At 40.5% G+C, this 23,058-nt stretch carries 23 protein-coding genes; 14 read left to right on the forward strand and 9 right to left on the reverse strand.

The features are described from left to right. Window positions 1-22 precede the first annotated feature (22 nt). The 3 genes from JL001_RS14800 (at window position 23) to JL001_RS14810 (ending at window position 2,745) form a co-directional block, all read left to right on the forward strand. On the forward strand, window positions 23-676 hold the full coding sequence (locus tag JL001_RS14800) for a hypothetical protein (RefSeq protein WP_200977390.1): 654 nt from the start codon (window positions 23-25) through the stop codon (window positions 674-676). Between the two features lie 126 nt (window positions 677-802). Further along, window positions 803-1,489, forward strand: a complete 687-nt coding sequence (aqpZ, locus tag JL001_RS14805) for an aquaporin Z (protein WP_200977392.1) — start codon at window positions 803-805, stop codon at window positions 1,487-1,489. 230 nt (window positions 1,490-1,719) lie between these two features. Beyond that, window positions 1,720-2,745 carry a Gfo/Idh/MocA family protein gene (locus JL001_RS14810; RefSeq protein ID WP_200977394.1) on the forward strand — a complete coding sequence of 342 codons (1,026 nt, stop codon included), beginning with the start codon at window positions 1,720-1,722 and terminating at the stop codon, window positions 2,743-2,745. A 47-nt stretch (window positions 2,746-2,792) separates the two neighbouring features. Here the strand turns inward: JL001_RS14810 and uxuA are convergent, their stop codons facing one another. Genes uxuA through uxaC form a run of 3 tightly spaced genes read right to left on the reverse strand, consistent with a single transcriptional unit; the run spans window position 2,793 to window position 6,286 of the window. Beyond that, window positions 2,793-3,977, reverse strand: a complete 1,185-nt coding sequence (gene uxuA / locus JL001_RS14815) for a mannonate dehydratase (protein WP_236252825.1) — start codon at window positions 3,975-3,977, stop codon at window positions 2,793-2,795. A gap of 27 nt (window positions 3,978-4,004) precedes the next feature. Beyond that, window positions 4,005-4,820 carry an SDR family oxidoreductase gene (locus JL001_RS14820; RefSeq protein WP_200977396.1) on the reverse strand — a complete coding sequence of 272 codons (816 nt, stop codon included), beginning with the start codon at window positions 4,818-4,820 and terminating at the stop codon, window positions 4,005-4,007. A 38-nt stretch (window positions 4,821-4,858) separates the two neighbouring features. After that, the gene (gene uxaC / locus JL001_RS14825) at window positions 4,859-6,286 is read right to left on the reverse strand and encodes a glucuronate isomerase (RefSeq protein WP_200977397.1); all 1,428 of its coding nucleotides are present in this window, start codon (window positions 6,284-6,286) and stop codon (window positions 4,859-4,861) included. Window positions 6,287-6,643: 357 nt separating this feature from the next. Here uxaC and JL001_RS14830 point away from each other — a divergent pair, with 357 nt between their 5' ends. Continuing rightward, complete coding sequence (locus tag JL001_RS14830; RefSeq protein ID WP_200977399.1) at window positions 6,644-7,663, forward strand: LacI family DNA-binding transcriptional regulator; 1,020 nt, start codon at window positions 6,644-6,646, stop codon at window positions 7,661-7,663. Between the two features lie 98 nt (window positions 7,664-7,761). Here the strand turns inward: JL001_RS14830 and JL001_RS14835 are convergent, their stop codons facing one another. Continuing rightward, window positions 7,762-8,694: a hydroxypyruvate isomerase family protein gene (locus JL001_RS14835; protein ID WP_200977401.1), complete on the reverse strand. Its 933-nt coding sequence runs from the start codon at window positions 8,692-8,694 to the stop codon at window positions 7,762-7,764. A 280-nt stretch (window positions 8,695-8,974) separates the two neighbouring features. On the opposite strand from JL001_RS14835, the gene JL001_RS14840 reads away from it, so the two are divergent. The 8 genes from JL001_RS14840 to JL001_RS14875 all read left to right on the forward strand — a co-directional run bounded on the left by JL001_RS14840 (window position 8,975) and on the right by JL001_RS14875 (window position 17,411). After that, window positions 8,975-9,943, forward strand: a complete 969-nt coding sequence (locus JL001_RS14840) for a YafY family protein (RefSeq protein WP_200977403.1) — start codon at window positions 8,975-8,977, stop codon at window positions 9,941-9,943. A 219-nt stretch (window positions 9,944-10,162) separates the two neighbouring features. Then, complete coding sequence (locus JL001_RS14845; RefSeq protein ID WP_200977405.1) at window positions 10,163-10,375, forward strand: hypothetical protein; 213 nt, start codon at window positions 10,163-10,165, stop codon at window positions 10,373-10,375. A 209-nt stretch (window positions 10,376-10,584) separates the two neighbouring features. Beyond that, window positions 10,585-11,451 carry a hemin ABC transporter substrate-binding protein gene (locus tag JL001_RS14850; protein ID WP_200977407.1) on the forward strand — a complete coding sequence of 289 codons (867 nt, stop codon included), beginning with the start codon at window positions 10,585-10,587 and terminating at the stop codon, window positions 11,449-11,451. Between the two features lie 10 nt (window positions 11,452-11,461). Then, window positions 11,462-12,535 (forward strand): iron ABC transporter permease, encoded by a 1,074-nt coding sequence (locus JL001_RS14855; RefSeq protein WP_200977409.1) that lies wholly within the window; start codon window positions 11,462-11,464, stop codon window positions 12,533-12,535. Next, complete coding sequence (locus JL001_RS14860) at window positions 12,532-13,344, forward strand: heme ABC transporter ATP-binding protein (RefSeq protein WP_200977411.1); 813 nt, start codon at window positions 12,532-12,534, stop codon at window positions 13,342-13,344. The genes JL001_RS14855 and JL001_RS14860 overlap by 4 nt, the downstream gene beginning before the upstream one ends. A 2-nt stretch (window positions 13,345-13,346) precedes the next feature. Further along, window positions 13,347-14,393: a hemin-degrading factor gene (locus JL001_RS14865; RefSeq protein ID WP_200977413.1), complete on the forward strand. Its 1,047-nt coding sequence runs from the start codon at window positions 13,347-13,349 to the stop codon at window positions 14,391-14,393. Between the two features lie 106 nt (window positions 14,394-14,499). Beyond that, complete coding sequence (locus JL001_RS14870; RefSeq protein WP_200977415.1) at window positions 14,500-16,803, forward strand: TonB-dependent receptor domain-containing protein; 2,304 nt, start codon at window positions 14,500-14,502, stop codon at window positions 16,801-16,803. Further along, complete coding sequence (locus JL001_RS14875; protein WP_236252826.1) at window positions 16,800-17,411, forward strand: HmuY family protein; 612 nt, start codon at window positions 16,800-16,802, stop codon at window positions 17,409-17,411. The genes JL001_RS14870 and JL001_RS14875 overlap by 4 nt, the downstream gene beginning before the upstream one ends. A 66-nt stretch (window positions 17,412-17,477) precedes the next feature. On the opposite strand, the gene JL001_RS14880 is transcribed toward JL001_RS14875, so the two are convergent. The 5 genes from JL001_RS14880 to JL001_RS14900 form a co-directional block, all read right to left on the reverse strand. Then, complete coding sequence (locus JL001_RS14880) at window positions 17,478-18,059, reverse strand: YdeI family protein (RefSeq protein ID WP_200977417.1); 582 nt, start codon at window positions 18,057-18,059, stop codon at window positions 17,478-17,480. A gap of 1 nt (window position 18,060) precedes the next feature. Continuing rightward, a complete protein-coding gene (locus tag JL001_RS14885) occupies window positions 18,061-18,444 on the reverse strand; it encodes a DoxX family protein (RefSeq protein ID WP_200977419.1) in 384 nt (127 codons plus the stop codon). Next, window positions 18,441-18,914 carry an SRPBCC domain-containing protein gene (locus tag JL001_RS14890; RefSeq protein WP_200977421.1) on the reverse strand — a complete coding sequence of 158 codons (474 nt, stop codon included), beginning with the start codon at window positions 18,912-18,914 and terminating at the stop codon, window positions 18,441-18,443. The genes JL001_RS14885 and JL001_RS14890 overlap by 4 nt, the downstream gene beginning before the upstream one ends. Before the next feature lie 6 nt (window positions 18,915-18,920). Then, a complete protein-coding gene (locus JL001_RS14895) occupies window positions 18,921-19,244 on the reverse strand; it encodes a helix-turn-helix transcriptional regulator (RefSeq protein ID WP_200977423.1) in 324 nt (107 codons plus the stop codon). Between the two features lie 262 nt (window positions 19,245-19,506). Next, window positions 19,507-20,691 (reverse strand): aspartate aminotransferase family protein, encoded by a 1,185-nt coding sequence (locus JL001_RS14900; protein WP_200977425.1) that lies wholly within the window; start codon window positions 20,689-20,691, stop codon window positions 19,507-19,509. A gap of 248 nt (window positions 20,692-20,939) precedes the next feature. Here JL001_RS14900 and JL001_RS14905 point away from each other — a divergent pair, with 248 nt between their 5' ends. Beyond that, window positions 20,940-22,073, forward strand: coding sequence for a geranylgeranyl reductase family protein (locus tag JL001_RS14905; RefSeq protein WP_200977427.1), 1,134 nt, complete (start codon window positions 20,940-20,942; stop codon window positions 22,071-22,073). A gap of 204 nt (window positions 22,074-22,277) precedes the next feature. Next, window positions 22,278-23,033, forward strand: coding sequence for a DUF1080 domain-containing protein (locus JL001_RS14910; protein ID WP_200977429.1), 756 nt, complete (start codon window positions 22,278-22,280; stop codon window positions 23,031-23,033). Window positions 23,034-23,058: the final 25 nt, after the last annotated feature.

The following is a 23,058-nucleotide window of genomic DNA, read 5'->3' on the forward strand; positions in this document are numbered from 1 at the left end:
AATCAGTTTTAAACTTCAGAATATGAAAAAGTTAATTTTCATCCTTGCTCTAATGATTTTCTGTTCTCTGGAAGGCTTTTCTCAGGACATAAGATTGAATGCCTATGCCCTTTATACTTTCGCTGATAAGTTTGATTCCTACTGGGATGTAGGAAATAACTACTATTACAGTGGGAAAATTGAAGATGGACTGCAGTGGGGAGGAGGATTGGAGTATCGGGTAAATGAATTGGTGGGTGTGGAATTGCTTTATTTAAGACAGGATACCAATAGCCCAACGTGGTACAGAAGAGTGGCTGGACCAGACCAGTTTACTAATTTTGATTTGGGAATAAACTACATTATGGTGGCACCTACAAGGTATTTTAAGGCAGCAGGAAGTCCCATAGAAGGATTTGGAAGTTTGATGGTGGGTGTGATGGTTGCGAGCTTGACAAACCCGGATAATAACAGGGAAGATACAGCTACTAAACTAGGTGTAGGAGCGAAGGGAGGCATGATATACTGGGGATCGGAGAAAGTGGGGATTAAATTACAAGCCCAATTGCTTTCTGCTGTACAATCGATGGGAGGAGGATTTTACTTTGGAACTGGAGGTGCAGGAGCAGGAGTGAATAGTTATTCTTCAATCTATCAGTTTAGTCTTGGAGGGGGATTAGTTCTTAAATTGAATTAAACTTAGCAAATTTATTTTTGGCCAATAGAATGTAATGCCCAATTATTTTGTGGCTGTGGTTGAGTGATTTTGGCAATTTAAGTGTCTATCGTTGCAATTAACAAAAACCATAAACTACAAAATAAGATGAAAAAACTAATTGCTGAATTTATCGGAACTTTTTGGTTGGTGCTTGGCGGCTGTGGGAGTGCTGTTTTAGCGGCAGGGTTTCCCGAGTTGGGGATTGGCTTTGCAGGTGTTGCACTTGCTTTTGGTCTTACAGTGCTGACCATGGCCTACGCCATTGGCCATGTTTCAGGATGTCATTTGAACCCAGCAGTGTCTATTGGACTTTGGGCTGGAGGTAGATTTGATTCAAAAGAGCTGTTGCCTTATATCATTGCCCAGGTTTTGGGTGGATTAGCTGGAGCAACTATACTTTATTTGATTGCTTCTGACAATCCAGCATTTGAGTTGGGAGGTTTTGCAGCAAATGGCTTTGGGGAGCACTCACCTGGAGGGTTCGGAATGCTTGCCGCATTGATTACGGAAATTGTCATGACTTTTGCATTCTTGATTGTGATCTTGGGTGCCACTCACTCCAAAGCTCCACAGGCTCTGGCAGGGGTAGCGATTGGTCTTTGTCTTACCCTGATTCATTTGATCAGTATACCAGTAACTAATACTTCCGTTAATCCGGCAAGAAGTACCAGTCAAGCTATTTTTGTTGGAGATTGGGCCTTGGGGCAATTATGGCTCTTTTGGGTAGCGCCAATCGTTGGAGCTGTTTTGGCAGGTTGGATTTACAAATACCTGTCTCCTGAAAAGGCTTAATTTGATTTATCTAATAAAATATGTGGGACCCTGTGAGTGAAAAATCACAGGGTTTTTGCCTATATATTGTTTATGGGATAAGTACTTTTGAATTAGTTTTTATAGGGTCATTAGTATTAATTCTGGACAAACAAATTATTTTCAAGCATATTGACTCAGGTACTTTTTGAAAGCTTTCTTATCTTACTTTTTGATTGGAAGATTAAGTTCAAATAAGTGCAAAATTAAAAATGGCTCATACTTTAAAATTTGGGATAATTGGCACGGGGGCAATTGCTGGACAACATGCAGCAGCGATTAGGGAATCAAAAAATAGTGAATTGGTGGCTGTATGCAGTTCTACTCCCGTCAGGGCTGAGCAAGCCAAACATAAATTTGGAGTAAGTACGTATTTTGAAATAAATCAATTTTTAGCTCATCCTGAATTGGACGTGGTTTGTATTTGTACAGCCAGTGGACATCATATGGAAGTGGTTATAAAAGCTGCTCAGGCCGGTAAGCATGTATTGGTAGAAAAGCCCATTGAAATCAACCTTTCCAGAGCAGGGGAGATGATTAAGGCTTGCCATGAAAATGAGGTGAAATTAGGGGTTGTTTTCCAAAACCGTTTTAACGAGGGGTATTTGAAACTCAAAGCTGCAGTAGAAAAGGGTGAACTGGGAAAACTGCTAATGGGCAATGCTTATATCAAATGGTTTAGGGATGAGGCTTATTACCAAAGTAGTCATTGGAAGGGGACTTTGAAAGGTGATGGAGGCGGAGCTTTTATCAATCAGGGCATCCATACAATCGATCTTTTATTGGACATTATGGGAGATGTTAAGGATATATATGGCCAGGTAAAGACAGCCCTCTATGACATTGAAGGAGAGGATTTAGGAACTGCTTTGATCAATTTCAAAAATGGAGCCATGGGGAATATTACAGCGGGAACTTCATTATACCCGGGTTATCCTGAACGATTGGAGGTATATGGAACTAAGGGTAGTGTGATTTTGGAAGCAGGGAAGGTGGTAGCTTGGAATGTTAAAGGGCAAGAGCAAAAAGCTGTTAAAGAGGAAAGCAAAGAATCGAGTGGGGCCGCAGACCCTATGGCCATTGGGCATCGTTTACATTTGTTACAAATTGAAGATATGATTTCAGCTATATTAGAAAATAAGGAGCCGTTGGTTTCAGGAGAAAAAGCCTGTAAATCCTTGGCAGTGATTAGAGGAATTTATGAAAGTTCGAATAAAGGAATTAAAGTTAAAGTTTGAAACTAATTACTTCCATAAAAAAAAAGAGGGCCATCTGCCCTCATTTTCTATTGATTTTTCATGCTATATAACAAACCCATTTCAAGGCCTCTGAGCTCGGCCAGGCCTTTTAGCCTGCCGATCCCAGTATAGCCAGGGTTAGTGGTTTTTCTTAAATCATCGAGCATTTGGTGCCCATGGTCCGGACGCATGGGAAGTGACTTCTCTCTTCTTGACTGAATCAAGATGAGCTCCTTGATCACTTCGATCATCGGGACATCACCCTCAAGGTGATTGGCTTCATGAAAATTACCTTCTTCATCTCTCTGGGTACTTCTGAGGTGGATAAAGTGAATATGATTTCCCCACTCCCTGATGATTTGGGGAAGGTCATTGTCTGCTCTAACTCCAAAGGATCCAGTGCAGAAAGTGATGCCGTTGTATTCACTGGAATTGTCTGTAAGTAACCTTTCTACATCATCTATGGTGCTGACCACTCTTGGCAGACCAAACATAGGGAAAGGTGGATCATCTGGATGGATGGCCATAAATACCCTGTTCCTTTCCGCAACAGGAATGATCTCATCCAAGAAAAGCCTCAAGTTTTCTGCCAATACCTTTTCATCGATATCCTGGTAGGTGTCCAGTACTTTTTGGAAATCTTCTACCGTGTAGCCTTCCTCAGCTCCTGGTAAGCCAGCAATAATATTTTTGGTGAGCAACTGTTTGGCATCATAACTCATGCTTTGAAAGTGCTCTTCTGCTTTTTGAATGACTTCCTTGGTATAAGAAGCAGATGCATTGGGGCGCTTGAGGATAAATAGGTCAAAGGCAGCCAAGGCCTTTAGTTCAAAACGAAGGGCTTTGGAACCATTTGGAAGCTCATAGGCCAAGTCTGTACGTGTCCAGTCGAGGACAGGCATAAAGTTATAGCATACCGTATGTATCCCTTCTGCTGCAAGGTTTTCAATGGAGGTTTTGTAATTGGAGATGTACGCTGCAAAATTCCCACTTCTTGTTTTGATGTTTTCATGTACCGGAATGCTCTCTACCACAGACCATGTCAATCCTGCGGCCTCGATGGTATCTTTTCTTTTTTTGATTTCTTCTCTACTCCAAACTACGCCATTGGGAAGATGGTGTAGCGCAGAAACTATGCCTGTAGCACCAGCTTGTGCGATGTCGGCTAAGGTTACCGGGTCATTGGGGCCATACCATCTCATGGTTTGCTCCATTTTCTTTAATGCTTTCATGCTTGGGTTTGACTTTCGATTAGAAACTTATACTCCTGCGTATGCACTAAAGCCTCCATCTACTGGAATGATGGTTCCTGTGACGAATTTGGAAGCGTCGCTGCAAAGGAATCCTACGGCGCCGAAGAGATCCTTGGGATTACCAAAACGGTCCATTGGTGTATGGCTGATGATTTGCGATCCTCTAGTGGTTAGGCTACCGTCTTCATCGGTCAAAAGCTCCCTGTTTTGTTCTGTTAAAAAGAAGCCCGGTGCTATAGCATTTACGCGATAGGATGTGCCGTACTTTTGGCAGAATTCTACGGATAGCCATTTGGTGAGGTTGTCAATGGCGGCTTTGGCGGAAGCATAACCAATTACTCGTGTCATTGGTCTGGAAGCGGCCATTGAAGAAATATTGATGATACTTGCTTCAGGGTTTTTTAGGAGAAGGGGTGTGAAAATTTGTGTAGGCATCAATGTGCCCATATAATTAAGCTCCATAACTTTCTTTACCTCATCAATGTGCAGGTCCGTGATTTTTTGGTCTGGAGTGACAATGGCTCCAGGCATATTGCCACCAGCGGCATTGATGAGCACGTCAATTTTCCCAAAATCCCTCTCAACTTGTTCTTTGGCTTTAATAAGAGCTTCTTCATTGGTGACGTCTGCTACTAATGGAGAAGCTTGTCCTCCATTTTCATTGATATGGGTAACCAGGTCTTTTACCTTATTTGGATTTCTTCCTAAAACAATGACTTTGGCACCTTCTTCCGATAAGTAAGTGGTGATTTGACTGCCAAGAACTCCTGTGGAGCCACTGATGAGTATGATTTTATCTTTTACAGAAAATAGATCAGACATGATGTTTGATTGACTTAATAATGATTAACGAATGTAAATTAGTGGAAGTTAAAGAAACCTTTAGCATTGTTATAGCAAATATCCTGTACCAATTTCCCCAACCATTTTTCATCAGCTGGTAATTCGCCATTGGCTACATCATTTCCTATGAGGTTACAAAGCGTTCTTCTAAAGTACTCGTGGCGAGGAAATGACAAGAAGCTTCTTGAATCCGTAAGCATCCCTACAAAACAGCTGAGCAGCCCCATATTGGAAAGTGCATTCATCTGTTTTTCCATACCATCTTTTTGATCCATGAACCACCAACCTGAACCAAATTGTACCTTTCCTCTAACCGAGCCATCATTGAAGTTGCCTGCCATGGTGGCCATTACTTCATTGTCTCTAGGGTTAAGGTTGTAAAGTATGGTTTTACAAAGCTGATCATTTTTGTTCAGCTCATTCAAAAACAGAGAAAGGGCCTTAGCTTGGCTAAAGTCCCCAATAGAGTCAAAGCCGGTGTCAGGACCTAAAGTAGCCAACATCCTCTCATTGGTGTTTCTCAAGGCTCCCAAGTGAAATTGCTGGGTCCATCCTTTGGAATGATAAAGTTTACAAAGTTCAATCAAGGTTACAAACTTGAAATAAGCGGTTTCCCGCGTGTCCAGTTCACCACCAGAAATCACCTTATTAAATAAATCTTCAATATCATAGGTGCCTAAAGGAAAAAAGTAGAGTTGTTCCAAGCCATGATCAGCTAGTCTGCCACCATTTTCATGGAAGAAAGAGATACGGTTTTCCAGGGCTGCCATTAATTTTTCATGGCTGTTAATCTGAATGTTACTGGTGGTAGAAAGTTTTTCCAAATAAGCTTGATAAGACTTAGGGTCTTCCACAGCAAAAGACTTGTCAGGCCTGAAAGTAGGGAAAAGGCCTATGGGCATTCCATCCTTGTGGGCTTTTTGATGGTATTCAAGGCTGTCAATGGGGTCGTCTGTAGTACAAACAGTTTCTACCTTCATGCCTGTAAGGAGTGCCTGGGTACTGTGGGAATCTTGCTGAAGCTGAGCGGTGGCCTCTTGATACACCTCATGGGCATTATCCTGAGAGAGTAGGCTTTCAATTCCAAAGTATCTCAACAGCTCTAAATGAGTCCAATGATAAAGAGGGTTTCTCATGGTATAAGGAACGGTATAAGCCCACTGGGCAAACTTTTCTTCATCACTTGCATTACCTGTTATATACCTTTCATTTACTCCCAAAGTACGCATGGCCCGCCACTTATAGTGGTCTCCAGCAAGCCATATTTGAGAGATGTTTTCGAATTTCCTGTTTTCTGCAAGATCTTTGGGTGATAAGTGGCAGTGGTAATCAATGATGGGCATTTCCTTTGCATAATCATGGTAAAGGACATTGGCCATCTTAGATTGAAGCAAAAAATCATCTTGGATGAAAGTGGATTTAATGTCAGTTGCGGGATTACTCATAAGTCATTTAATCTGATTTTCATAGGGAAAAGCTGAGAGCCATTGCTATGAAAATTATACTTAATTTTTGATTTTTTGCGAGGTTTAAGCATCAATAACATACATGCAAATGTGTGTGTTTTGTTTTTGCTCATTGAAGTAGAGAGAATACCTAAACTGCAAAAAAGAACGAATGTATCTATAGTTTACAATAAGTAATATTAGGCAATGTTTGTTGTTTTTTTAAGGAAAAAGAGCACTTTAATAACGGAATCGTTTTCGTACCTTCAAGGACACAAGTATTATTCTGAATTATCCAGTATCAATAGGTAAAATAGTTTTAAATTTGATGTCCATAATAATTGCTGAGAATTGTTTATGAGTGGAATTAACATCAAGAAATTAGCCGAAGCACTTGGTTTGGCCCCTTCTACAGTTTCAAGGGCACTCAATGACAGCCATGAGATCAGTGAGAAGACCAAAAAAAGGGTCTTACAGATGGCTGATAAGATGAATTATCAGCCTAATCCATTTGCAAGGAGCCTCCGAGAGCACAGAAGCAAGACCATTGCCATGATTATTCCCGATCTGGTCAATAACTTTTTTTCACAAGTCATTGAAGGAGTTGAGGAGATTACCCAGCAGTTTGGTTATCACCTGTTGGTTTACCATACCCATGAGAACCTCGAAAAGGAGAAGGAAATCGTGTCCCATTTGCTTAATGGGCGGGTAGATGGGATTATGATGTCCGTATCCCACCAAACCAAAGAAATTGACCATTTAAATCGAATACACCAAAAAGGGATTCCGATAATTTTCTTCGATAGGATTTGTGAATCCATTCCTACAACCAAGTTTGTTACCAATGGTTATCAAAGTGGTTTCGAAGCAACATCTCATTTGGTGGAGCAGGGTTGTAAAAGGATTGCATTCTTGTTGTTGTCCAGAGAAATTTCCATTAGCCAACAGCGCTTAAAGGGCTATGTGGATGCACTTGATCATCATGGCTTGGAATTGGACGAAAAGCTGATCCTCAGGTGTGATAACCAAGAAGGAGAGTATCATGGGATTATCAAAAAGTTTCTAAAGCAATCAAACAAGCCGGATGCTGTTTTGGCAGCGGTAGAAAAATTGGCTATCAGCACTTATTATGTAGCCAAGGAACTTGAAATTTCTATTCCTGATGATTTGAAAGTGGTCAGTTTTTCCAATATGAAAATTGCTGATTTGTTAAATCCAAGTTTGACCACCATTGCCCAGCCTACCCATGAATTTGGAAGACAAGCTGCCAGCCTGCTGATGAAAAAACTGAACAAAAAAAATACGCCTGACTTTGCAGATGAAGTAATTGTTCTTCCCTCTACCTTGCATATTAGGTCTTCTTCTACAAGAAAGTAGATAGATACAGTTTATTTCTTAGTGACCGTTATTGTTAAAGAAAAGTTGAAACAAAAAATCCCGGGATTCCCGGGATTTTTTGGCTTATTGATGATTGTTTATTTGAAGGCATCTGCTTTGTGATAGGCGTCAATAAGGGCTTGCTCACCTTCTTTTCCTGGCATGGCATTTCCATGTTCCATGCCACAGACTCCTTTGAATCCTTGGTTATCGATCCATTTGAAGACATTTTGATAGTTGATCTCACCTGTCCCAGGTTCCTTTCTGCCTGGATTGTCTCCAATTTGAATATAGGCGATTTCCTCCCAGCAAAGCTGCATGTTTTTGATCAGGTCTCCTTCATTTCTTTGCATGTGATAAATGTCGTAAAGAATCTTGCAAGCAGGGCTGTCCACTGATTTGCAGATCAGGTATCCCTGATTGGAGTGCCTCAAAAATAGGTCGGGGTTATCACTCAGTGGCTCCATGACCATCGTTAAATTGTGCGGTTCAAAAACATCGGAGGCCAATTTATAGGCTTCGATTACATGGGCTGTTTGTTGGTCCAAAGGTAATCTCCGCTCAAAATACCCAGGTACCACTGTCATCCATTTGGCATTGACTATTTTGGCTACTTCTACTGCTTTCTCACATTCTTTTACAAAAGCATCTTTGAACTCTTGCTTACCAGTAGTTAGTCCGGTTTTCCAATTGAAGCCTGGGTCAATCACAAAAACCCCCATGGTCATGTTGTTCTTCTCCAGTGCTGCACCGATACGTTTTTGATCTTCCAATGAGCGCTTCATAAGCCCATTGTCCTCAAAAGCAGTAAAACCTTGTTCGGCCATGAAATTGATTTGATCTACATAATCATCGCCGGCGTGGTTTTTAAACATGCCAAAGTGAGGAGCGTAGTTCATATTGAATTCTCTTCTTGCTTTGGCTTTTTCTGAAGTACTTGCCAGTGATACTCCACTGGTGAATGTAGCCAAGGCACTACCTAGGGCAGCATTTTTTAAAAAATTCCTTCTAGGGTTAGTGTGGTTTTTCATTTTAATATTGTTGTTAATTGCAGTAATTATTAAGGTTATTTTGAGAAATACAGTATTTTCAAAAGCTGTTCAATATAAATAGTTATCTATCGATTCGCAAGGGATTTGGTTTGCGAGTTCCACCCTTTAGGATAAATGGAGGATACAATCAAAAGGATATCAATTATGAAATGTGACAACATGTGTCTGTCTTTTTGTTCTGCCTAAGGTCAATGATGTCATATGGATGAAAAAATGTTACATTTATTACATTATCAAAGCTTGAATTCTAGGTGACAATATGAATCGAATAGACCGCTTAACCGCAATATTGACCCATTTACAATCCAAAAGATTGGTCAAAGCACAGCAGATTGCTGATCGTTTTGATATTAGTTTACGGACGGTTTATCGCGATGTAAAAGCGCTCGAAGAAGCTGGTGTACCCATCATCGGTGAAGCAGGTTCAGGGTATTCTTTGGTGGAGGGATACAGGTTACCCCCTGTCATGTTCACAGAAGATGAGGCAATGGCTTTTGTAGTAGCAGAAAAAATGGTTGAAAAGCTAACAGATAAAGAAAGTGCAGCCCATTTTAAATCGGCCATGTATAAAATCCGGTCTGTACTTCGCAGTGGGGAGAAGGAAATCTATGAACAGGTAGAAACGCATATTGAAATCAGAAAGAAAGCCAATACTCTTCAGCAAGCCAATAGGCCTAAGACGATCCCTACCATTCTTTCAGGTGTAGTAAACAAAGTGGTATTGATCATGGAGTATCAAGCAATGGGCAAAGAGGTTGCATCAGAAAGAAAAATAGAGCCAGTGGGTATCTACTATTTTTATGATCAATGGTATATGATTGCTTATTGTCGCCTTAGAAATGCCTACAGAACTTTTCGAATAGACAGAATAATTTCTTTGAGGGAATTGGAGGAGAAATTTGAAGATAAACATCCAAGTTTGCAGGCCTATTTAAAAGAGTTGGAGAACAAAAAGGAGTTGACCAAGATTGTGGTTGAAGTGGATAAATCGGTGGCACCGTATCTGAATCAATCGAAATATGAATATGGTTTGGTGTATGAAGCAGATGTAGCAGATAAAGTGGAGATGACATTTATGCTGCCTTATGAGGATGACTTTATGAGGTGGTATTTTATGTTTGCAGAATATGCTGATATCCAGTCCCCGGATCATTTGAAGGATAAGGTCATTCAAAAAATGCAGGAAAAGTGGGAGCGATTAAAGAAAAGCACTAGCCTACTGACATAGGGTTGTCACTATTGAAGCTTTACTTTGTCCTAAAGAAAACCAAAAAACATAAAGAGATGCTTCCGCGTACTTTCTTTAATGTTTTGAATTTTGGGAATGAAAATTTTGTGATTCTAGAGTTCGCGGTTTTCAAGTGTTTATATTTGTGTCACTTCTTAAGGCGGATTATTGGCCGAATGATTCAGAGATGACTTTAAGATTAAATAAATCTATTTTGTTATGATTTTGGTATTTAAAACATCTATTGATAATGAAACTGAAGTCGATCATGTAGCTCCTGTTTTGAACAGGATTTTGGGAAAAGGGGCGTGGAATTTTGACTTGGAAGATTGTGATCGGATTTTAAGGGTTGTTACCGAAGTAGATCAAGTAGAAGAAATTGCAACAGCAATCTCTGCATCTGGTTTTTTTTGTGAAGAATTGGGTGATTGAACTTCAATCGATTTTTAGTTAATGTAAAGTGTTTTTTCTTCCGATTTAAGAAATTCAAAAGAGGTATTAATAAATTTTTTTGATCGTTTTTCAAAAACAATCACGCTGTAATGATTTTATAAAACCTATAGTTATTATCAATTACAATTAATTTGGATTAAATCTAAATAGATATACTTTTGTGAAGTTATCTGTAATTAATCTAAATAATGAAAAGGTTTATAGCGCTGTTTTTAATATCTGCTTTGTTGCTTTCATGTGGCTCGAAGTCTTCTGAAAGTACTCAGCAGGAAGAAGTCTATTCGTCCAAAAAAATCATCACAGCAGGGGGCACTATTACTGAAATTGTCTTTGCATTGGGACATGGAGATGAGATCATTGCAACGGACAGGACAAGTACTTACCCTGCCAGCATGCAATCATTGCCTTCTATTGGATATAGAAATCAGATTCAAGCGGAAGGGATACTTTCCCTTGGTCCAGATATGATTTTGGTGGAAGAAGGTTACCTCAATGATGACGTGCTATTACAACTTCAAAATAGTGGTAAGGAAGTTCATGTCTTTGAAAAACCACTTGATAAATCCAGCTCAATAAGTTTGATAGAGTCTGTTGGCCAGCTGTTTAAAGAAGAAGGAAATTCCAAAAAATTAGTGGATGATCTCGAACAAGACTTTAGTAGGTTGGAAGCATTGAAGACTAATGATAAAAGAAGTCCTGAAGTGATCTTTATCATGTCCAGAGGCCCTGAAACAGTCTTTTTGGCTGGTAGAGAAACTTTTGCAGATGCCATCATCCAATTGGCAGGAGGCAAGAAATCCCCAGTGGACTTTGAAGGAATTAAGCCACTTACTCCAGAAGCTTTAGCTGCCATCAATCCTGAATACATCTTACTGTTTGAATCGGGTTGGAAAGCATCAGGTGGAAAAGATGGTTTGAAAGCCATTCAAGGAATCACAGAAACTGAAGCTTGGAAAAAAGACCAACTGATAGCGATGGATGGTCATTATCTTTCTGGGTTTGGACCTAGATTAGGAAAGGCGGCTATAGAGTTGTTCGAAAAGACCCACCCTTAAGTTTAAAGCCATGATACTGTCTTTAAATTATCATAATGTTCGATCCAAGCGCCCATTAATTCTGGGGGTATGCTTTGTATTGCTTTTAGCTTCGGCACTATTGGCCTTGCTGACAGGAGCTTACCCCATATCGTTGTCGGAAGTAGTGAATGTTATTCTGAGCAAGTTTGGCTTGAGTTTAATCGAAGTTCCTGATGAAAAAATGGCAGTATTGTGGACCATAAGGTTACCAAGAGTATTGTTAGCGATTTTGGTTGGGGGTGCCTTGGCTGTTGCAGGGGCATCTTTACAGGGACTTTTTAGAAATCCATTGGTAGAGCCTGCCATCATAGGAGTCAGTTCGGGAAGTGCTTTGTTTGCGGTTATCATGATCGTTTTTTCAGGAACGATTGGTTGGCAATTGCAATCCATCATGGGGGTCTTTGCTTTGCCATTTGCTGCCTTTATAGGAGGCTTGCTGAATACTTTCCTGGCTTACAGATTGGCCAGTAAAGGAGGCAAAACTGACATTTCCATTTTGATATTGGCTGGAGTGGCCATCAATGCACTCTCAGCAGCTTTGATAGGCTTGGTAATTTATTATGGAGATGACAATGCCATTCGAAACTTCACATTTTGGAGTTTGGGAAGTTTGGGAGGCGCCAGTTGGACAAAACTTTATATAGCAGGAACATTGGTCTTGCTCAGTTCTGTAATCATCATGTCATTTCCAAGGTCATTGAATGCCCTTGCTATCGGAGAGTCGGAAGCTTTCCATATGGGGGTAAATGTACAAAAAGTAAAGTATGTGGTGCTGTTCTTTAGTGCATTGGCCGTAGGTGCAGGGGTGTCTGTGACAGGGGCCATTGGCTTCGTAGGGCTGGTGGTGCCTCATTTGGTCCGAATGGTTTTGGGATCTGACCATCATACGCTTTTACCAGTTTCATTTCTGACAGGAGGGATTTTGTTGTTGATTTCTGATGTCCTTTCGAGGATAATAGTGGCGCCCGCAGAACTCTCCATAGGAATCATTACGGCCATTTTAGGGGCACCGTTCTTTATCTATATACTGATGAATTTTAAGCAAAAAAGAATAACCGTATGATCGCAGCCAATGGAATTCATTTCTGTTTAAAAAATAGACCGATTCTGGAAGAAATTGATGTTTCAATTTCTTCGGGTGAGCTGGCTGTGGTACTGGGCCCTAATGGAGCAGGGAAATCCACTTTGCTTAAGTTACTGACTGGAGAACAAGTTTGTTCGAATGGCAAAATAACTATTAACGGTGAAGCGATCGAAAGCCTTAAAACCAACGAGCTGGCAAAATATCGGGCAGTGATGCCACAGCATTCGGTTGTTAATTTCCCTTTCACTGTTGAAGAAATAGTGAGACTAGGTGCTTTATCGCATGATAAACAGACGCGTTCTTCCCAACTTTTGGAAGAAGTGATGAAGCTCACACAGGTTGAAGCTTTTAGGCATAGAATGATCAATGAACTCTCAGGCGGTGAAAGACAAAGGGTGCATTTGGCCCGTGTTCTTCTCCAAATTTGGGAAGACAAGCCCTTTCCTAGGTACTTGTTTTTGGATGAACCTACCTCGAGTATGGATATCGCCCAACAGCATTTGGTGCTTAGTATTGTGCAACAGCTGAAAAAGCGAAACATTGGTGTTTTTGCCATTTTACATGATCTCAATTTGGCCGCTCAATATGCCGATAAGATCCTGTTGATGAAGGAAGGCAATATTCTTTATTCCGGTAGTGTTCAGGAAGCAATGCAGGAAGCAAAACTGACTGAAATTTATGGGCATCCCATTTCAGTTTTGCCACACCCTTCTATAGAAAATGCTTTGATGATCAGTTCTGAAGCACTGGTCAACAACAAACAATACATCTCATTTAAAACAGCTTGAATATGAATACAATTGTTAAAGACAACGAGTTAAAAGAAAAATATAAAAACTTCAAAGCAGAAAATCCAGGTATCAGAATCAGGGAAGCGGCCAAGCAATTGGGCGTTTCGGAAGCTGAGCTTTTAGCGACATCTATTGGAGAAGGTGTAGTGCTATTGGAAGGGAATTGGGCGGATTTCATCTTACAATGCAGAGATTTAGGGAGAGTTTTGGCTTTGACACGTTCCGAGGGATGTGTTTTGGAACATAAAGGTACTTTTCAGAAAATCAGTATTCATGGTACCGCTCCAAATCAAATAGCCACGGTGATTGGCCCCATAGAACAAAGGATATTTTTTAGCAATTGGAAGTTTGGTTTCTCCGCTGAAATTCAGGGAGCAAGAGGGCCAATGAAAAGCTTTCAGTTTTTTGACAAAGCTGGAGATGCCATTTTGAAGATTTATATGCAAAAAGAAAGCAACCTGGAGGTCTTTGAGCAACTGACGCAAGAGTATAAAGCTTTGGATCAATCCGCTGTTTTGGACATAGAGACCATTCCTGGCCCTGAATATGCCAAAGAGGTAGACGTAGCTGCATTTAGACAGGATTGGGAAAATATGAAGGATACCCATGACTTTTTTGGGATGCTCAAGAAACACAAGGTACATCGTTTGGAGGCTTTAAAATTGATAGGCGAAAAATGGGCCTATCCTGTTGAAAAACTAGTGGTTAGAAATATACTGGAAACGGCTTCTGCAAAAAAACTTCCAATTATGGTCTTTGCTGGAAATAGAGGAAACATCCAAATCCATCAAGGGAAAGTGAGAACTACCAGACAGCTTGACAATTGGTTCAATGTTATGGATCCGGATTTTGTGATGCACCTCAATGAGGACACCATAGACAGTGCTTGGGTGGTGCATAAAAACACTACGGATGGATTGGTATCATCTGTGGAACTTTATGACCAAACAGGTGAACTGATCGCACAATATTTCGGATTGAGGAAGCCCGGAATTCCTCAAAATGTAAGTTGGAAAAATTTGATAGACAACTTACCGCGCATTTAAGACGAACTCAATTTTTTATAATTGTCTCTTTACTTTTTGAGTTGTTTTGAATCCTCGGGCTTCGGTCCGGGGTTCATTTAACTCTTGAAGTCAGTAGTATTTAAATATGATGAAAAAGATTATTTATACCCTGTTACTCAACTTAATCTGTGGGTTGGTTTTTGCTTATGGGCAAGCCTTGCAGGTTCAAGTTCAGGATGCCAAAGGAAGCCCTATTCGGCATGGCATTGTCCGCATGGGTGAGCAGCAGTTGCTCACAGTCGATGAGGACGGTATGGTGCAAATCAACCTGGCCGCAATTGAAGCATCCACAGTTTTGCAAATCTACGCCATGGGGTATGAGAAAGTTGAGATCACAGTAGGGGAGTTACAACAAAACCCCAAAGTAATTCTCAAAGAGTCGCTTGGCCAGATGGATGAATACGTTCTTTCTGCTACGCGGACCAACAGAAGTGTAGAGGATTTACCTATGCCTGTAAAGGTATTGACAACAGAGAAAATACAGGAAACCGGAGCATTCAGGTTATCAGATGTGTTGAGTGAACAGACAGGTTTACAGCTTGTGGCCGATCATGGAACAGGTTTACAAATGCAGGGCTTGGATTCAGATTACATCCTGATTTTGTTGGATGGAGAACCTTTGATTGGTAGGACAGGGGGAACTTTTGATCTGGATAGGATCAGTGTCAGCAATATCGATCGAATAGAAATTCTTAGAGGGCCATCCAGTGCGATTTATGGCAGTGAGGCAATGGCCGGAGTAGTGAATATCATTACTAAAAAACAAGAAGAACAATTGACCGCTAAGGTAATGGGCAGGTATGGTTCTTTTAACTCCCTAGACTTGGGAGGGGAACTAGGCTGGCAGAAAAATGGCTGGCAGCTTTACGGCTACTACAATCATTACAGTACAGATGGTTATGATTTGAGTCCGGAAAGTCTGAGCAATACCAAATCCCCTTATGATGCGCAAACTGCCCAGTTGAAATTGGGAAAAGACTTGGGAGAGAAATGGAAAATCAATCTTAGCAGCAGGTTCTATGATGAAAAATACCAGGATATCATGGAAACGACCAGAGGAAATGAATCTGTGATTGCTGACATGGAAGGCAGCCGTAGGGATATCAATATCAACCCTTCAGTAACCTTTAAGCCTTCGAAGGACTGGAACTTTACGCTGCGACATACCACATCCATTTTTGATACACATTCTTCTATTGTCTATCGAGAAGATGGGGCATTTCTGGATAAGGAAGATTTTTCCCAAAACTATCACCGTACTGAGCTTCAAACAGATCATACACTGGGCGACAAGCAATTGCTGACAGTAGGGGTGGGGCATCAAATAGAGACTGTAGAGGCAACTCGCTATGATGATGTCAACCGGTTTGATGCCAGCTACCTTTACCTGCAGCATCAGTGGACCCCTTCCGAAAAATGGAATGTGGTGACAGGAGCCAGAGGAGATCATCACAGTCAATATGGTGGACGTGTGAGCCCTAAAATTTCTGCCATGTACAAATTCTCTGATCAATTTAGCTGGCAGGCTTCCATTGGGGCAGGTTTCAAGTCCCCGGATTTCAGACAGCTATTGCTCAACTTCAATAATGCTGCTGTAGGCTATTATGTCTATGGTGCCAATTTGGTGGAAGATGGTGTTGCCCGATTGCAGGAGCAAGGTCAGGTACAGCAAATATTAATGGATCCAAGTTTATTTGGAGATTTGGACGCAGAGCATAGCTGGGCGTTTAATACAGGCTTTAGATGGCGGGTCAGCGAAGATCTTCTTGTCAGTACGAACTTTTACAGAAACCAGATTTATAACCTGATTGAGACCGCTGCGGTGGCAAGGCTGACCAACAGCCAGCATGTTTATAGCTACCTTAACCTCAGCGAAGTAATTACACAAGGAGCAGAAGTAGATGTCAACTATCGAGTGGGTTCTCAGTGGCGTTTTTCTTTGGGATACGCTTATTTGGATAGCAGGGATCAGGAAGTACTCGACGGAATCGAAAATGGTGAATACTTCAAGAGAAATGGACAGAACCAAACGACAAGAGTAACCAAGGCAGACTATGGTGGATTGTTTAATCGCAGTCGTCACAGTGGAAATGTCAAGGTAAACTTTTGGGAAAAGCATACAGGAGTCAATATGGCGCTAAGAGGAATCTATAGAGGCAAGTATGGATTTGGAGATATTAATGGCAATCAAATTCTGGACGATGAATCAGAATATGCAGATGGTGTATTTCAAATTCACCTGACTTTAAACAAGCAATTTGACAATGGGATTGGAGTGGAGACAGGCGTGAGAAATATCACAGACGCCTTGAATCAATATGATTCTACTAACCCCGGAAGAACCTATTTTATAGGAATCAATACCTCACTAAATCAATTATTTAAATGATCATCAATAACATGAAAAAAGTAAACTATTTCATTTTGGCAATGTTGGCATTGCCTTTATTTACCGCATGCACTGATAACGACGAAACCGAACCAGAAGTGGAATTGGAAGCGGTTTTGGTGGAGGATTTATATGCGCCAGGTGCCCAGTCAGGAGGAACTGAATTTGTTTATTACAGCTTAGAAAACAACGCAGTTGTAGATTCTGAAGATGGTGATTGGGATCTGGGATTTTTCGGAACCACCATTATTGTAAATAATGGAGTGAGTGGTGACGGAAATGCCGAAGCAGCAGTATTGGATGGATTAATTTTCGATGAATTGGAATCGGTACCCACCACAGCGGAGTTTGCGGTAGATACTGAGGAGGGAAATGCCATTCCTACAGGAAGTGGAAATGGATGGTACTTTTATGATCAAACTACCCATATTATTACACCTCTAGCAGGAGTAGTGATTTTGGTAAAAACCAATGCAGGTAATTATGCCAAATTGGAAATGATCAGCTATTACGAAGGGAATCCTGCTCATGAGGATATAGACCCTTTTGCTGGAGGTTATCAAACATTCAGATATACACTCCAGTCCAATGGAACAATGAATTTCTAAGGTTAACTTGATTTGACATATGTTTTCGCGGAAAAGATGGGGCTCCTGGCTCCATCTTTTTTTAATCTATCTATCATTCAGCCCTTTTCCCTCAAAGATATCAGGCATGGCTTTTTCAATCCTAGAGATACGGGTTTTGGCTTGTTTGGCTTGTGAAAAATGGAGTAGATAGCCTCTTTGCCTTCCTGGGGTCAAGGCTTCAAAAGCGGTTTTGAACGAAGGCGTTTCCTTGAATTTATCTTCCAATTCCTCAGGTACATCAAATTCAGTGGTTTTTTTCATTTCCACCACCAAACCCGCTTTTTCTATTTCAATAGCTTCATAAATATAAGCTTTGATGGTGGCCTGCTGCTTGACAATGTCATCGATGTGAGTGAATCGGATTTGACGGGCTGATTGGACATTTTTAGTTTGCTGGATCAGGATGTTTTCCGGGTCTTTTAGCAATGCTCCTTTATGGAAGAGGAAAGCACAGTATTCTTTGAATTGATGGATTAAAACCACATTATTGCCTTTGAGCGTGTAACAAGGGTGCATCCACTTGAAATCTTCGGTAAGGCCACAATCCAAGGCAATTTTTCTCATCAACTTCATTTCATCCTGCCACTTTTGGGCCTTTTCCAAAAACAGGTCAACTTTAGTGTTCATGCTATTCATTTTTGGGTTTATAATGGTTTAGTTCAGGTCTAAAATACCATGATACTATGGTAAGTACAAGTAGTAGGGAAGGACCAAATAAAGTGGTTGGATTATCTCCAATGGCTAAGTGGCTGATAATGGCTCCGGTCATGGTGAAGAAGAAGCCAGCATAAGCCCATTCTTTCAATAATGGATATTTAGGGATGAGCACTGTAACAACACCTAGGATTTTCCAAATACCAATAATGGTCATTAGGTAAAGCGGATAGCCCAAAGAAGAAAAATTTGACACTTCTTCTTCCATTTTAATCAGTTGTACAATGCCTGTGGAGGTCATGCCTAAAGCTAGCCAAATGGTAGCTACCCAATAGATGATCCTATTCCTCTTTGTCATAGTTTTTTATTTGAGTGTTTTACAATTTCTTCCAAACGATTATGCGCCCAGTTGATACCTTGTCTGAAGGGAAGTTTTAAGTTTTCATCTCTATAGGCTACTGATTGGTAAATCACTTGCTTATGGAGTTTACTTTGGTTGGAAGTAAGCTTATGGAATTCTAGTATTTCTAACTGTACACCGAACGATGTACCTTCCATTTCAAAAGTTCTGATGATTTTCTCATTAGGAGTAAATTCGTGGATTACACCGTTGAAGCAATGTTTGTTTCCTTTGGGGTCAGTGGTTTCAAATTGGAAGCTGCCATGTTTTTTACTTTCTAGTTTAAGTACCTTGGTTCCCATCCATTGTTCCACGATTTCGGGTTCAATGTAGGCCTTAAAGAGCAAGTCTACTGGCAAGTCAAATTCTCTGGTAATAAAAATCTCCTGTTTGCCTTCTTCGGCATTTACCTTTGTTTTTAGTTCCATTTGGGGTTATTGATTAGATTGGTATTTTTTCATTATTTCCTCTAGTTTATTAAAGCGGTCATCCCACATTTTTCTGAAAGGTTCTATAAAGTCAGCTACCTCCTTCATTTTGTTGGGATTAAAATGATAGATGATTTCCCGGCCCTGTTGTTCTTGAGCCAATAATTCACAGGCAGTAAGTATCTGAAGATGCTTGGACACAGTGGGCCTTGCTGTATCAAAGTTGTTCGCAATGGCACCTGCTGTCATTGATTGAGAGGCTACCAGAAGCAGAATTGCCCGTCTGGTTGGATCTGCAATAGCTTGGAATACATCTCTTCTTAGTTTCATTGTGTAGTCATTTAGCTATAAATATATATGTAGTTATTTAGCTACACAAAATTTACAGAAAATAATTTCTGTTAGGTTTTGAAAAAGAGTTGTTTTTGGTACACCCCCAGCATATGTTCAGTAATGGGGACTATTTACTGCTTCAGCTCCTGGTGATTTGTCTTTTGGGGCTTAAGTTTTGAGTGAAGAAATATTACAAAAGCGCCCTATTTGATAAGTATCAGATCAAATAGGGCGATTGCCGTTCCTTTGAATCAACTGATTAACTATTTTCCTCAATGGCCTGAAGAATCACTTTACAGGCTTCATGGATTTCTTCTTCGGTAATGGTCAGAGGAGGGGCAATGCGCATGCTATCCTCACAGAATAAAAACCAATCGGTGATGATTCCCAATTCAATTGCCCTATCGATAATCGGTTTTAACACCTCAAATGATTCGAACTCCACAGCCATCATCAGGCCTTTGTTGCGGATGCCTTTGATTTTATCATGATTTAGTAACTTTTTAAACAGCTCTGCTTTAGCGGCTACTTGTTCGATCAGTTTTTCTTCTTTTAGTACCTGAATGGTTGCCAAAGATGCAGCTGAACTTACCGGGTGACCTCCAAAGGTAGTGATATGACCCAGTAATGGATTATTTTTAAATACAGCCATCACCGGTTGGGCCGCAATAAACGCTCCTATAGGCATTCCACCTCCCATTCCTTTGGCACAGACCAATATGTCAGGTTCTATACCGTAGTGTTCAAAAGCCCAGAATTTGCCCGTCCTGCCAAATCCAGCTTGAATCTCATCCAGAATCAGTAAAGTACCTGTTTCGTCACATTTATGGCGGAGTGCCTGAAAAAACTCTTTGGACGCAACCCTAATTCCTCCTTCTCCTTGGACAGTTTCAATGATAAATGCTGCCGTTTCTTCAGTGATTTGCTCCAAAGCTTCCATTTCCCCGAAAGGTACATTGGTAATACCAGGTAATAATGGCCTGTAGCCTCTTTTGAAAATTTCATTTCCACCAACAGATAATGCTCCATGGGAAGATCCGTGATAAGCATTGACACAGCTTATGATTTCTCTTCTACCTGTGTATCTTTTGGCCAGTTTCAACGCACCTTCTACAGCCTCACTGCCACTATTAACCAGATAGACATTGTCCATTTTTTTGGGTAATGTGCTAACCAAAGCTTTGGCCAGTTGGGCTTGGGGAGACTGGACATATTCTCCATAAACCATGAGGTGCATGTACTTGTCCAATTGATCTTGAATAGCTTTGACGACTTGTGGGTGTCGGTGTCCGACATTGCTGACTCCAATACCAGAAATCAAGTCCATGTATTTTTTCCCCTTAGGTCCATACATATAGACACCCTCGGCCTTTTCTATTTCTATCAGTAAGGGAAAGTCTGTGGTTTGAGCCAGATGGGATAAAAAGAGTTGTCGATTGTTCATGATAAGTTACCCTGTAGATCTTTTTGATTTTGGATAGTCAAAATTAAGGGTTTTATCTGGAATAGGTCAAACACCTTTTTGTAATGCCCTTTTATTAATTAGGTTTGATTAATGTTCACTATGGGGAAGTGTTTTCAAGTATTACAAGTAAAATCGTTTGACATTACAAAATTTACGATTTATGAGGTTTTATCTGCGTAATATGTTTTATTTGAAATAGTTTTTAATTCAAATTTCCAATCACGAGAATGAGTCAATATGATGTGGCTGTCATTGGCAGCGGGCCTGCAGGAGCTTCGGCAGCTTATAGTTTAGCAAAAAAAGGAATATCTACTGTATTGATTGAGAAGGAAACCTTGCCAAGGTACAAGACTTGTGGTGGCGGCTTTGTGTTTCGAGGTAGGAGAAACATGCCTTTTGATATTTCACCTGTGGTGGAAAGAGAATTTTATCAGATCAACCTTTATTTTGAAAATGAGGAAATGATGCTGACCACCAAACGGGATGTACCTGTAATCAGTATGGTGATGCGTGATGATTTTGATCATTTTATCATCAAAAAGGCTAAGGAACTTGGTGTCGAGGTGAAAGAAGGACATAAGCTTACTGGAATTACTTTTGGTGAAGTGCCTACCTTACACACCAGTCAAGGAGATATTCAGGCCAAGATGATCATAGCTGCAGATGGAGCACTTAGTCCAACAGCCAAGATGGCTGGGTGGAAAGAGACCAGAAAGTTGATTCCTGCATTGGAGTATGAAGTGGAGGTGAGTCCTGAAGATTTTGAGCGTTTGTCGCAGGAAGTAAGGTTTGATGTGGACACCATTCCACATGGTTATGCCTGGAGCTTCCCTAAAAAGAATCATTTGTCTTTAGGTGTTGCTTCAGCCAGAAAGGTGAGAATTGACCTTAAAGCCCATTATAGAAAGTATGTGGAGAAATTGGGCATCAAAGAAGTGATCAGTGAAAAGGCACATGGATTTCAAATTCCAGTTGCACCAAGGACGGATGGCTTTTATAGAAACAATGTATTTTTGATAGGAGATGCGGCGGGTTTTGCGGATCCAGTGACCGCAGAAGGAATTTCCAATGCCATTTTGAGTGGACAGCTAGTGGTGGAAGCTATTGCCGAATCAGAGCTGAATCCTCAAAAGGCAGGAGATCTTTACCAAAGTAAATTAGAGGAAGACTTACTTCCAGAAGTCATTACTGGCGTAAGCGTTTCGAAGTGGTTTTATAGTCAGCGGATGATCCGTAACTTCCTGATGAAGAAGTATGGTGATTATTTTATCTCAGCCATGACGGATGTATTTATTGGTGACAGAAGTTATCCGAAGGATTTGATGAAGAGTTTAAAGCGAAAAATCAAGGAATTGGTTTAATGGCTGTTTATAATTGATGAAATTTCATAAATCCGAGACTTCTTTAAAGCTCTCGGATTTTTTGTTTTAATGAAATCAAAATAAATCGATTTAGGAATTATAGACCATTGGTCAACTGATGGAATAAGAATAATAATTTCACTTTTCATTTTAGCTCAAATCAATTAACTTCCAACCTTGTATTTATTAAAAACCCAATTTAAAATGAAATTAAACCTATTGATCCCAATTGTTGCGGGAAGTCTATTGAGCATTCCAACTCTGGCCCAGCACAAACAAATTCAATTACCTCCAGAAGCGACAGAAGTGTGGGAACCAGAACCTAGGAAAGTTACTCCTGGGGAAGAAAATCATTTACCGCCTTCTGATGCTATTGTTCTTTTTGATGGCAGTGATTTGAGCGCATGGAAAAGTTATAAAACCGGAGGTGATGCTGAATGGAGTGTGCATGATGGTATCTTTACAGTGGCGGCTGGCAAAGGTGATATTGCCACTAAAGAGTCTTTTGGGGATGTGCAGGTACATATCGAATGGAAAGCACCAGATGTAGTGAAAGGAGACGGGCAAGGAAGAGGAAATAGTGGGCTATTCTTTATGGATCGCTATGAAGTACAGATTTTAGATTCCTATGACAATCGCACTTATTCTAATGGCCAAGCAGCTTCTTTATACAAAGAAGGTATCCCTTTGGTAAATGCTACACGACCTCACACAGAGTGGAATACTTATGATGTGTTCTTTACAGCACCTAGGTTCAATGAGGATGGCATGTTGATCAGACCTGCGTATGTAACGGTCATCCATAATGGTATTTTAGTGCAAAATCATTATGAAGTAAAAGGTTCAACGGCGTATATCGGAGTTCACAAATATGAACCCCATGAAGCGGAGTTACCCATCAAATTACAGGACCATGGCAATCCGGTGAATTTTAGAAATATCTGGGTCAGGAAACTTTGATCCCAGCCAATATTTAACCACTAAC

The organism is Echinicola sp. 20G (assembly GCF_015533855.1).
Lineage (GTDB): Bacteria > Bacteroidota > Bacteroidia > Cytophagales > Cyclobacteriaceae > Echinicola.

What these genes read in the sequence shown, in the direction of transcription:
- JL001_RS14800 (WP_200977390.1), top strand. Translation starts at nt 23, where the DNA reads ATGAAAAAGTTAATTTTCATCCTTGCTCTAATGATTTTCTGTTCTCTG.
- aqpZ (WP_200977392.1), top strand. Translation starts at nt 803, where the DNA reads ATGAAAAAACTAATTGCTGAATTTATCGGAACTTTTTGGTTGGTGCTT.
- JL001_RS14810 (WP_200977394.1), top strand. Translation starts at nt 1,720, where the DNA reads ATGGCTCATACTTTAAAATTTGGGATAATTGGCACGGGGGCAATTGCT.
- uxuA (WP_236252825.1), bottom strand. Translation starts at nt 3,977, where the DNA reads ATGAAAGCATTAAAGAAAATGGAGCAAACCATGAGATGGTATGGCCCC.
- JL001_RS14820 (WP_200977396.1), bottom strand. Translation starts at nt 4,820, where the DNA reads ATGTCTGATCTATTTTCTGTAAAAGATAAAATCATACTCATCAGTGGC.
- uxaC (WP_200977397.1), bottom strand. Translation starts at nt 6,286, where the DNA reads ATGAGTAATCCCGCAACTGACATTAAATCCACTTTCATCCAAGATGAT.
- JL001_RS14830 (WP_200977399.1), top strand. Translation starts at nt 6,644, where the DNA reads ATGAGTGGAATTAACATCAAGAAATTAGCCGAAGCACTTGGTTTGGCC.
- JL001_RS14835 (WP_200977401.1), bottom strand. Translation starts at nt 8,694, where the DNA reads ATGAAAAACCACACTAACCCTAGAAGGAATTTTTTAAAAAATGCTGCC.
- JL001_RS14840 (WP_200977403.1), top strand. Translation starts at nt 8,975, where the DNA reads ATGAATCGAATAGACCGCTTAACCGCAATATTGACCCATTTACAATCC.
- JL001_RS14845 (WP_200977405.1), top strand. Translation starts at nt 10,163, where the DNA reads ATGATTTTGGTATTTAAAACATCTATTGATAATGAAACTGAAGTCGAT.
- JL001_RS14850 (WP_200977407.1), top strand. Translation starts at nt 10,585, where the DNA reads ATGAAAAGGTTTATAGCGCTGTTTTTAATATCTGCTTTGTTGCTTTCA.
- JL001_RS14855 (WP_200977409.1), top strand. Translation starts at nt 11,462, where the DNA reads ATGATACTGTCTTTAAATTATCATAATGTTCGATCCAAGCGCCCATTA.
- JL001_RS14860 (WP_200977411.1), top strand. Translation starts at nt 12,532, where the DNA reads ATGATCGCAGCCAATGGAATTCATTTCTGTTTAAAAAATAGACCGATT.
- JL001_RS14865 (WP_200977413.1), top strand. Translation starts at nt 13,347, where the DNA reads ATGAATACAATTGTTAAAGACAACGAGTTAAAAGAAAAATATAAAAAC.
- JL001_RS14870 (WP_200977415.1), top strand. Translation starts at nt 14,500, where the DNA reads ATGATGAAAAAGATTATTTATACCCTGTTACTCAACTTAATCTGTGGG.
- JL001_RS14875 (WP_236252826.1), top strand. Translation starts at nt 16,800, where the DNA reads ATGATCATCAATAACATGAAAAAAGTAAACTATTTCATTTTGGCAATG.
- JL001_RS14880 (WP_200977417.1), bottom strand. Translation starts at nt 18,059, where the DNA reads ATGAACACTAAAGTTGACCTGTTTTTGGAAAAGGCCCAAAAGTGGCAG.
- JL001_RS14885 (WP_200977419.1), bottom strand. Translation starts at nt 18,444, where the DNA reads ATGACAAAGAGGAATAGGATCATCTATTGGGTAGCTACCATTTGGCTA.
- JL001_RS14890 (WP_200977421.1), bottom strand. Translation starts at nt 18,914, where the DNA reads ATGGAACTAAAAACAAAGGTAAATGCCGAAGAAGGCAAACAGGAGATT.
- JL001_RS14895 (WP_200977423.1), bottom strand. Translation starts at nt 19,244, where the DNA reads ATGAAACTAAGAAGAGATGTATTCCAAGCTATTGCAGATCCAACCAGA.
- JL001_RS14900 (WP_200977425.1), bottom strand. Translation starts at nt 20,691, where the DNA reads ATGAACAATCGACAACTCTTTTTATCCCATCTGGCTCAAACCACAGAC.
- JL001_RS14905 (WP_200977427.1), top strand. Translation starts at nt 20,940, where the DNA reads ATGAGTCAATATGATGTGGCTGTCATTGGCAGCGGGCCTGCAGGAGCT.
- JL001_RS14910 (WP_200977429.1), top strand. Translation starts at nt 22,278, where the DNA reads ATGAAATTAAACCTATTGATCCCAATTGTTGCGGGAAGTCTATTGAGC.